9 protein-coding genes are annotated in these 9370 nt (G+C 71.4%); 2 read left to right on the forward strand and 7 right to left on the reverse strand.

The window, feature by feature from the left end; translation table 11 throughout:
• Window positions 1–22 precede the first annotated feature (22 nt).
• The 4 genes from E3T24_RS12760 to E3T24_RS12775 are packed head-to-tail and all read right to left on the reverse strand — an operon-like array spanning window position 23 to window position 4201.
• Window positions 23–1156 carry an ABC transporter permease gene (locus E3T24_RS12760; RefSeq protein WP_241976202.1) on the reverse strand — a complete coding sequence of 378 codons (1134 nt, stop codon included), beginning with the start codon at window positions 1154–1156 and terminating at the stop codon, window positions 23–25.
• A complete protein-coding gene (locus E3T24_RS12765; protein WP_134367801.1) occupies window positions 1153–2037 on the reverse strand; it encodes an ATP-binding cassette domain-containing protein in 885 nt (294 codons plus the stop codon). Before E3T24_RS12765 ends, E3T24_RS12760 begins: the two co-directional genes overlap by 4 nt.
• 60 nt (window positions 2038–2097) lie before the next feature.
• Window positions 2098–2817 carry an SDR family NAD(P)-dependent oxidoreductase gene (locus tag E3T24_RS12770; protein WP_134367799.1) on the reverse strand — a complete coding sequence of 240 codons (720 nt, stop codon included), beginning with the start codon at window positions 2815–2817 and terminating at the stop codon, window positions 2098–2100.
• 4 nt (window positions 2818–2821) lie between these two features.
• Window positions 2822–4201, reverse strand: a complete 1380-nt coding sequence (locus tag E3T24_RS12775; protein ID WP_134367797.1) for a DUF6421 family protein — start codon at window positions 4199–4201, stop codon at window positions 2822–2824.
• 404 nt (window positions 4202–4605) lie between these two features.
• Between E3T24_RS12775 and E3T24_RS12780 the strand changes: the two genes are divergently transcribed.
• Complete coding sequence (locus tag E3T24_RS12780; RefSeq protein ID WP_134367795.1) at window positions 4606–5034, forward strand: DUF1622 domain-containing protein; 429 nt, start codon at window positions 4606–4608, stop codon at window positions 5032–5034.
• A gap of 28 nt (window positions 5035–5062) precedes the next feature.
• Here the strand turns inward: E3T24_RS12780 and E3T24_RS12785 are convergent, their stop codons facing one another.
• Together E3T24_RS12785 and E3T24_RS12790 are read right to left on the reverse strand one after the other, a co-directional pair.
• The gene (locus E3T24_RS12785) at window positions 5063–6337 is read right to left on the reverse strand and encodes a class I SAM-dependent methyltransferase (RefSeq protein WP_134405976.1); all 1275 of its coding nucleotides are present in this window, start codon (window positions 6335–6337) and stop codon (window positions 5063–5065) included.
• Between the two features lie 137 nt (window positions 6338–6474).
• Window positions 6475–7467: an LLM class F420-dependent oxidoreductase gene (locus E3T24_RS12790; protein WP_134367792.1), complete on the reverse strand. Its 993-nt coding sequence runs from the start codon at window positions 7465–7467 to the stop codon at window positions 6475–6477.
• 74 nt (window positions 7468–7541) lie between these two features.
• Here E3T24_RS12790 and E3T24_RS12795 point away from each other — a divergent pair, with 74 nt between their 5' ends.
• Window positions 7542–8744: a glycerate kinase gene (locus E3T24_RS12795; RefSeq protein ID WP_134367790.1), complete on the forward strand. Its 1203-nt coding sequence runs from the start codon at window positions 7542–7544 to the stop codon at window positions 8742–8744.
• Here the strand turns inward: E3T24_RS12795 and E3T24_RS12800 are convergent.
• Window positions 8741–9370, reverse strand: a 630-nt coding sequence (locus tag E3T24_RS12800; RefSeq protein WP_134434685.1) for a 2,3-bisphosphoglycerate-dependent phosphoglycerate mutase, incomplete at its 5' end; no start/stop codon positions are given. The genes E3T24_RS12795 and E3T24_RS12800 overlap by 4 nt on opposite strands.

The following is a 9370-nucleotide window of genomic DNA, read 5'->3' on the forward strand; positions in this document are numbered from 1 at the left end:
ATTTCCGTCGAATTGGTTAGGGCTAGCCGCGGAGGGCCTGGCGGAAGGTGACCCGGGCGCCCATCCGGAGCAGGGAGTTCGCGTAGATGCGGGAGCCGAGCAGGATGACCATTAGCGTCGCGGCGAGCAGGATGGCCAGGGAGGCCAGCGGCTCCCACCACGCGGCCGTGCCCAGGAAGAGGCGCATCGGCATGCCGACCGGAGCCGAGAACGGGATGTACGACATGATCGCGAGCACCGTGGGGTTGTCGTTGAAGAAGATGACCAGGAAGTAGGGGATCATCACGAGCACCAGCACGGGGGAGGTGGCCGACCCGACGTCCTCCTGACGGGACACCATCGACGCGGTGGCGGCGAAGAGTGCGGCGAGCATAACGAAGCCGAACGCGAAGAACACCGCGAACAGGGCGATCGACGGACCGATCGCGCCCAGCAGCCCGCTCTGGCCGGTCGCGGCCATGCCGATCGCCACCAGGGCCCCGATCATGACGATCTGCCCGAACGCCATCACGCTATTGCCGACGATCTTGCCGCCGAGCAGCGCCCGCACCGGGATGGTCGTCATCAGGATCTCCACCACGCGGGTCTGCTTCTCCTCCACCACGCTCTGCGCGATGGTCGAGCCGAACGTGATCGCCGACATGAAGAAGACCAGCCCGAATCCGATGGCCACCAGGTAGGCCAGGCCGCCGCTCTGCGGGGACGGCTCGAGCAGGCTCACCGGCGGGCTCACGCTCAGGGCGCCCAGCAGCACCAGCGGGGCGGAGTCGAGGGCGATGACGCGGACGTCGAGCGGTGAGGTGTCCCCGGTGGCGGGGACGACGGCAGCGGAGACCGTTCCGGCGCGCACCAGCGCCTCGGCCGCGGCGACGTCGTCGGCCTTCACGGCCGTGAAGGCTTCGGTTAGCTCCACCAGCCGGCCGGCCGCCCCCACCACCGCCACCTTCGGATGGGCCTGGTTCTGGCTCGCGATGCCCCCGGCGACGACGGAGCCGATCGAGATGAGCAGCAGGATGCCGGTCGAGATCAGGAACGCCTTGCTGCGCAGCCGGGCGACGATCTCGCGGGTGGCGACCAGCCAGACGCTCCGGCCGAAGCCGGGCGCCGGATGCCGGGGGCGGGCGCGCACCCCGTCGGTGGTGCGGGCGGGTCTCACTGCGCGACCTCCTTGAAGATCGCGGCGAGGCTGGGTCGCTGTCGGCTGAAGGAGACCACCGGTCCGCGCTCGACGGCCAGCCGCAGCACGGCCTGGCTGGCGGCATCCGTGTCGGCTTCGAACACGGCGAGGCCGCCGTCGAGGTCGATCACCGTGATGCCGGGCACGTTCCGGACCCAGCCGGCATCCCCGGCGCAGCGCAGCTCGAAGCGGAGGCTGCTGTGACGCTCGCGCAGCTCATCCCGGGAGCCGTTCGCGCGGATCTCCCCGTCGGCGATGATCACGAGGTCGTCGCAGAGGCGTTCGACGATGTCGAGCTGGTGCGAGGAGAACAGCACCGGCGCGCCCTGCGCGGCGAAGCCTGCGAGCACCTCCATGACCGCCTCCACCGCGATCGGGTCGAGGCCGGAGAACGGCTCGTCGAGCACCAGGAACTCGGGGTCGTGCACGAGGGCGGCCGCGATCTGGGCGCGCTGCTGGTTGCCCAGCGACAGGGACTGCACGAGGTCGCCGGCGCGCTCGCCGAGGCCGAGGCGCTCGAGCAGTTCGGCGGTGTTGCGGCGGGCGGATGCCGGGCTCAGCCCGTGCAGGCGGGCCAGGTAGACGAGTTGCTCACCGACCTTCATCTTCGGGTAGAGGCCTCGCTCCTCGGGCATGTAGCCGAAGCGGCGGCGGTCGTCGACGCTGAGCGGGACGCCGTCCCGGAGGACGGTGCCGGAGTCGGCGGAGAGCACGCCCACGATGATGCGCATGGTGGTGGTCTTGCCGGCTCCGTTGGCGCCGACGAAGCCGGTCAGCCGGCCGCCTCCGACGCCGAAACTCAGGTCGGTCAGCACCATTCGGGTGCCGTACCGCTTGTTCACACCCCTGATCTCGAGCATGCCCGCCCCTCCGTCGCCTGTGCGCACCACGTTAGCGCGCCGCGGACTGCCGGCGACCGGTCAGGCGGCGGGCGGGGCCAGGAGAACCCGGGTGTTGTTGACGGATGCCGCCGGCACGTCCCAGAGGCCCGCGACCGCGGCCGCGAGCCGGCCTTCGAGCCCGTCGAGGGCCCGCACGACGAAGATGACCGCCGCGGCATCCGTGCCCGCCTTCGCGAAGCCCTGGCCGACCGCGCGGGTCCAGGTCTCGGCCGCGGCCTTCGCTGCGGCATAGTTCGCGCCGCCGGGGGCCGGTTTGTCGACCGACACCGACGAGACGATCGCCAGCCGGCCGGCCGGGGAGGCGAGCAGGTCGTCGTTGAAGGCGCGGGTGGTGTTGCGCAGGGTGGTGACGACGTGGGCGTGCAGGAAGTCCCAGTCCGCGTCGGTCTGGCCGACCAGGCCGCCGCCGCCGCGCCAGCCGCCGACGAGGTGGATCAGGCCGTCGATCGGGCCGGCGTCGGCCCGAACGGCGTCGGCCAGGGCGGTGACGGCCGCGAAATCGGCGAGATCACAGCGGTACGTGAGCAGGCCGGGCAGGTCACTTTGCATCGTCTGCAGGCGCTCGGCGTTGGAGCCGACCGCGATCACGCGCGCGCCGGCATCCGTCAGTGCGGACGCCACCGCGCGACCGGCCGCGCTGGTCGCACCGGCGATGAGCACGGTGCGGCCAGCAGCGGCGCGGCTTGCGGCGTCAACCGAGCGGCCGGCGTCGGGCGCCGGCCGCTCGGTTGCGCCCATGCTGTCAGTCACGCCCGGTGAGCCCGGCCGTCGACTCGATCACGGACTTCATCTTCTTGTCGAGCGCCTCGAAGAACATCGACAGCGGGAACTCGTCGTCCAGGACCAGGTCGGTGTACCCCTTCGGCGAGCCGGCGAGCACCTCCAGCGGCAGACCGCGGGACCACTGCGACGCCGGGTTGGGCGTGAGGGTCTTCGCGATCATGTCGTAGGCGGCCAGCCAGTGCGACTTCTTCGGCCGGTCGATCGACGCCCAGTAGAGGTCGTCGATCTGCTTGCCGAGCGCGATCACCACGTCGGGGACACCGTCCCAGTCGAAGGTGAGGGCCGTGTCGGTCCAGTGCAGCACGTGGTGCTGATGCATCCACGCGAACAACAGTTGACCTCCGAGGCCGTCGTAGTTGCGCACCCGGCTGCCGGTGATCGAGAACCGGAAGATCCGGTCGAAGATCACGCCGTACTGCACCAGTTTCGCGTGCCGGCGCGCCTCCGGGCTGGCGCTCTCGTCCCGTTCGATCGTGACCGATTCGCGGAACGCGGTCAGGTCGCAGCGCAGCTCCTCGAGGGAGTAGAGAAAGAACGGCATCCGCTGCTTGATCATGAACGGGTCGAACGGCAGGTCGCCGCGCATGTGCGTGCGGTCGTGGATGAGGTCCCACATGACGAACATTTCCTCGGTCAGGTGCTGGTCGTCGAGCAGCGCGGCGGCGTCCTCCGGCAGTTCGAGTCGCGTGATCTCGGCGGCCGCGCGCACGACCCGGCGGAACCGGGCAGCCTCGCGGTCGGCGAAAATCGCACCCCAGGTGAAGGTGGGAATCTCGCGCATCGCGACCGTCTCGGGGAACAGGACGGCCGAGTTGGTGTCGTAGCCGGGCGTGAAATCGAGGAACCGAATCGGCACGAACAGTTTGTTGGTGTATTCCTGCTCCAGCTCGTCGATGAATTCCGGCCAGATGACCTCGATCAGCACGGCCTCGACCAGCCGGTTCGAGCTGCCGTTCTGCGTGTACATCGGGAACACGACCAGGTGACGGATGCCGTCGGCCCGGTGCTGCTGCGGCTGGAACGCCATCAGGGAGTCGTAGAAGTCCGGCAGGCCGAAGCCCTCGCTGCGCCAGCGCTCGAAGTCCCGGACCGAGGCCGCGAGGTAGGCGGCGTCGTGCGGGAACAGCGGCGTGAGTTCGTCGATGGCCGCGATGATCACGTCGACGTGGGCCTCGGCATCCGTGTGGGCGTCGGCGTTCGGGATCGAGCCGTCCTGAACCTGGCCGGCCTGGAGCGCCGTGGCGGCGGACTTGAGGCGGAGCCAGGCCGGGTGGGTGGCGACATCCTCGAGAACCTCGGGCTCTCCGACCAGTGCGTCTTGCGCAACATAATTCGACATGGGAACCTCCCGTCCTTCGTGAGTGCCGCGGTCGCGGCTTTGGTGATGGTGCGGCGGCGCCAGCATCGGCGCCATCGTCCAGAGTATCGGGAGCTGGCCGGTGTTTTCTTGCGACTTCTCGCAACGAATCGCCGCTTTGCCGGCATCACCGCGACGAAAATCACCGTTCGGTGCGGACGTCCCGTGGCGAGTGTCGCCGATTGCGCCGAATGACGCCGTCCCGACGGCGACGCTGGGTGGCGACGGCGACTCTCGGGCCCGGTTGCGGCGTTTGAGTTCGGGCATGACGGATGCGGCGGCGCTGCGCCGTCGCTGCCGGGCGATGGATCGGCAGCCGCCGATGTCGACAGGCCCGACCGGCGCGCGGTATCGTCACAACAACCACACAGCGAGGAGCGCGGCCGATGGACTTTGAGCAGGTGATCGCCGTGGTCATCCGGGTCGTCGAGGCTGCCGGTGCGGCCATCATGGTGCTCGGTGGTGCGGCCGCGGTCATCGCCGCGGTGCCGGCGGTGCTGCGGGCCGACACCCGGCCGGGCGCCTACACCGGGCTGCGCCGCAACCTCGGCCGGGCCATCCTGCTCGGCCTCGAGGTGCTGATCATCGCCGACATCATCCGCACGATCCTCGTCGATCCGACCCCGCAGAGCGTGCTGGTGCTGGGCGCCATCGTGGTGATCCGGGTGCTGCTCAGCTTCTCGCTCGAGGTGGAGATGGACGGCGTCTGGCCCTGGTCCCGCTGGCGTCTGGCCGCGGGCAAGGGAACGGCAACGGCAACGAGCGCAGGCACGGGCACGGATGCGGGCGGCGCTGCCGCGCATCCGCTCAGCTGACTCAAGCAGATCAAGCAGCTGAGTCGGGTCAGGAATCCGTCGGGGAGGCCGCCGTCAGCCGCCAGAGCGAGGTCGTTTCCTTCGACCGGGCCGCGTGCAGGGGGTCGGCCGTGTCGGCGGCGCGGCGGTGCACCGGCTTGGTGTCCAGCCGGGCCACGACCGCCAGGCCGGCGTCCTCGATCAGGTCGAGCAGGGCGCCGCGGGAGCGGAGGCCCAGGTGCTCGGCGATGTCGGAGAGGACGAGCCAGCCCTCGCCGGCGGGCGCGAGGTGGTCTGCCAGTCCGGCCAGGAAACCCCGCAGCATCCGGCTGTCCGGGTCGTAGACGGCGAAGTCGGTGGCGGTGACGGCCGAGGCGGGGATCCACGGCGGGTTGCAGACCACCAGGTCGGCGCGCCCGGCGGGGAACAGGTCGGCTTCGACGATGTCGACCGAACCGGCCAGCCCGAGCCGGGTTATGTTCTCACGCGCGCAGGCCAGGGCCCTCGGCTCCTGGTCGGTGCCGACCACGTGAGCGATGCCGCGGCGCGCGAGCACGGCCGCGAGCACGCCGGTACCGGTGCCGATGTCGAACGCGGTGCCGGTGGGGCCGGCGGCGGCGTCCGGGAGCGGGGCCGTGTTCACCAGGTCGAGGTATTCGCCGCGCACGGGGGAGAAGACGCCGTAGTGGGGGTGGATGCGCGCACCGAGCGCGGGGACGTCGACGCCGGTCGTGCGCCACTCATGCGCCCCGATCACGCCGAGCAGCTCGCGCAGGGGGGTCACCGAGGCATCCGTGGCCGGACCGTAGGTCTCGGTGCAGGCCTGCCGCACATCGGGGGCGCGGCGCAGCGGCACCGTGTAGTCGGCGTCCAACGGGACCAGGACCAGGGCCAGCAACTGCGCGCGGCGCAGGGCCTCCGACCGGTAGCGTCGGAACGCGGAGGCCAGGTCGGTCGCGGGCGTCTGCCGGCCGCGGTCGACCCGGCGGCCGAGGGCGCTGAGCAACTGGCGGGCGCCCAGGAAGTCGCCGCGCCAGAGCATGCCGGTGCCGTTCTGCGCGAGGCGGTAGGCGGCATCCGCGGTCATCGTGTCGTCGGCGATCACGACGCGTTTCAACGGGGCCCAGCCGCTCTCCGAGCGCCACAGGGCCGACCGGGGATGCCCGGACTCCTGCCAGGCGATGCGGGCGGTGGCGCTTGCGGTGGCGCTTGCCGGTGCGCCGATCGTCGGCGACGGATGCCCGGCGTCGCCGGTGTTGTTGGAGTTGCCGGTGTTGCCGGTGTTGCCGGTGTTGCTGGTGTTGCTGTTCCTGATGGTGCTCATGGGTTCCATCCTCGCGCTCTGATGCGCCGAGTTCGACAGTTGCGGTCGAGTTCGAGTGGTGTGCCGGTCGAACTCGACCGGAAGCGGCGAATTCGTTGGGCGGACGGGCGGACGGGCGGACGCCGTGGGAAGAACGGCTAGCGCAGCGCGGGCATGACCTCGCGCTCGAACAGCTCGATGCCGGAGCGGTCGTAGGCCGCCTCGGGGAAGTAGTGGATGGCGTAGCCGAGGCCACGCTCCTTCATGCCCTGCAGGCGCCGGGCGACCTGCTCGGGCGTGCCGACGCCCTGGGCGGTGCCGCTGCGGTACTCGGCCATGAACTCCTCCGCGCGGGACTCGCCGAGGTAGGGCGTGACCCGGGCCTGGATGGCGTCGAGACGCTCGGCGACCTCGGCCTCGGTGGCCCCGATCACGGTGTTGTAGTTCGCGGAGCGGGTGATCGCGTCGAAGTCGGTGCCGACGGCGGCGCAGTGCGCCTGGAGCAGGTCGCTCTTGTGCGTGAAACCCTCGGGCGAGCCGTCGAAGTTGGTGTAGTCCGCGTACTTCGCCGCGATCTTCAGGGTGACCTTCTCGCCGCCGCCGGCGATCCAGATCGGGATGCCGCCGTCCTGCAGCGGGAGCGGCCGCACGATGGCGCCGTCCACCTGATAGTGCTGCCCGTCGAGGGTGGCCTTCCCGGTCGTCCAGGCCTGGCGCATGATCTGCACACCCTCGTCGAGGCGGGCCAGGCGCTCGCCGGCGCGCGGGAAGCCGTAGCCATAGGCGCGCCACTCGTGCTCGTACCAGCCGGCGCCGATGCCCATCTCGACCCGTCCGCCGGAGATGATGTCGATGGTCGAGGCCACCTTCGCCAGGTAGGCGGGATTGCGGTAGCTGATGCAGGTGCACATCTGGCCGAGTCGAACCCGGGAGGTGGTCGCGGCGAACGCGCTCATCAGGGTCCAGGCTTCGTGGGTGGCCTCTTCGCTGGGCACCGGCACGGTGTGGAAGTGGTCGTACACCCAGATCGACTCCCAGTCGCCAGCGTCGGCGTGCGCCGCGAGGCCGCTCATGGCGGCCCACTGCTCGGCCGGGTCGATGCCGACCAGATCGTGACGCCAGCCCTGGGGTATGAAGAGTCCGAATCGCATGGATTCGAGCCTACGCGCCGCGCCGCCGCCCGGTCCGGTTTGCGGCGGGCATCCGTGACCGGGAGGATCGTTTCATGAAGTTCGTTCTGGCCCCCGACTCGTTCAAGGAGTCCATGTCCGCGGCCGAGGCCGTCGCCGCCATGGAACGGGGCATCCGGACCGTGTTCCCCGACGCCGAGTGTGTGGGTCTGCCGATGGCGGACGGCGGCGAGGGGACCGTTGACGCGCTCGTCGCCGCCCGTGGCGGCGCCCTGATCGTGGCGAAGGCCCTGGATGCGCTCGGCCGGCCGAGGGTCGCCCGGTACGGCTACGTCGCCGACGAACGGCTGGCGATCATCGAGATCGCGGCGGCCGCGGGCATCCAGCTCATCGACCCGGCCGACCGCGACCCGCGGAACGCCAGTACCTTCGGCGTGGGGCAGCTGATCACCGATGCGCTGGACCGGGGCGCCCGCCGGTTCGTGATCGGGCTGGGCGGATCGGCGACCACCGACGGCGGCGCCGGGATGCTGCACGCCCTCGGCGCGCGTCTGCTCGACGCAAACGGCCGGGACCTTCCCGGCGGGGGCGCCGCCCTGGCACGGCTGGCCCGGATCGACCTGGCCGGATTCGACCCGCGCCTGTTCGACGCGACGTTCGAGATCGCGAGCGACGTGACCAACCCGCTGCTCGGCGCGGAGGGGGCCGCCGCCGTCTTCGGCCCGCAGAAGGGCGCGGACGAGGTGATGGTGCGCGAACTCGACGCGGCCCTCACCGTCTACGCCCGGGTGCTGGCCGAGACCACCGGATACGACGTCGCCGGGGAGTCCGGGGCCGGCGCGGCGGGCGGTCTCGGCGCGGCCTTCCTGGGCTGCTTCGACTGCCGGATGCGGCGCGGCATCGAGGTGGTGATGCAGGCGGCCGGCCTCGCCGTGCGTCTGGACGGGGCGGACTACGTCTTCACCGGCGAGGGCAGCGTCGATGCCCAGACCCTCCGCGGCAAGGCCCCGCTCGGGGTGGCCGAGGTCGCCGCACGTGCGGATGTGCCGGTGATCGCGTTCGCCGGCCGGATCGGCGACGGCGCCGAGGCGCTGTACGACCACGGGTTCAGCGTTCTGGTGCCGATCGTGGCGGGGATCAGCGACCTGTCGCAGGCGCTTCGGGACGGCCCGAGGAACCTCGAGCGGGCGGTCGCGACGGTCTGCCGCCTCCTGGCGCTCCGCGCCTCAGGCAGCGCGCGCCCGGGAGGCGGCGCGAGCGGGGATCCCCTCGGGACGGACGAGCCTGCAGCGCGCTAGGTTCCGCCCTCGCTCGCGAGCCTGACCGCCGCCGCCAGCGCGGTCACGGCGTCGAGATACCGGCCGCCGGCCGGGTTGGGCCGGTCGGCGGAGTCGAACCGGTAGACCAGCGGATGCCCGGTGGGCAGGTTCAGGTCGCGGATCTGCTGGTCGTCCAGGCCGTCGAGAACCGCGCACAGGGCGCGCAGCGAGTTGCCGTGCGCGATCACGAGCACCGTCTGGCCGCGGGCCAGCAGCGGGTCGACTCGCTCTTCGAGGACGGCGCCGACCCGCTCGATCACCTCGCTCAACGCCTCGGTGCGGGTCAGGGCCGCCGGCGGCAGGCCGCGGAACAGGGCCGAGCGGGCGAATTCGTCGTAGAGAGCGTCACTCATCGGCGGCGGGGCCGCGTCGACGGAGCGGCGCCAGGCCACGAACTGTTCCTCGCCGAACTCCGCCCGCACATCGTCCTTGGATCGGCCGGTCAGGGCGCCGTAATTGCGCTCATTAAGCCGCCAGTCGGCGTCGCAGCCGGCCGGCGGGAGGGCCAGCCCGGCGGCCACGATGTCGGCGGTCTGCCGCGCGCGCGCCAGCGTCGAGGTGAGGAGGGTGACCGGGGGCGGGTCGGCGCCGGCGCCGGCGCCGGC

Source organism: Cryobacterium sp. TmT2-59, from assembly GCF_004403545.1.
Taxonomy (GTDB): domain Bacteria; phylum Actinomycetota; class Actinomycetes; order Actinomycetales; family Microbacteriaceae; genus Cryobacterium; species Cryobacterium shii.

Bases quoted from the DNA above. Each gene is read 5' to 3' on its own strand.
- E3T24_RS12765 (WP_134367801.1), bottom strand. From the start codon at position 2,037: ATGCTCGAGATCAGGGGTGTGAACAAGCGGTACGGCACCCGAATGGTG.
- E3T24_RS12770 (WP_134367799.1), bottom strand. From the start codon at position 2,817: ATGGGCGCAACCGAGCGGCCGGCGCCCGACGCCGGCCGCTCGGTTGAC.
- E3T24_RS12775 (WP_134367797.1), bottom strand. From the start codon at position 4,201: ATGTCGAATTATGTTGCGCAAGACGCACTGGTCGGAGAGCCCGAGGTT.
- E3T24_RS12780 (WP_134367795.1), top strand. From the start codon at position 4,606: ATGGACTTTGAGCAGGTGATCGCCGTGGTCATCCGGGTCGTCGAGGCT.
- E3T24_RS12785 (WP_134405976.1), bottom strand. From the start codon at position 6,337: ATGAGCACCATCAGGAACAGCAACACCAGCAACACCGGCAACACCGGC.
- E3T24_RS12790 (WP_134367792.1), bottom strand. From the start codon at position 7,467: ATGCGATTCGGACTCTTCATACCCCAGGGCTGGCGTCACGATCTGGTC.
- E3T24_RS12795 (WP_134367790.1), top strand. From the start codon at position 7,542: ATGAAGTTCGTTCTGGCCCCCGACTCGTTCAAGGAGTCCATGTCCGCG.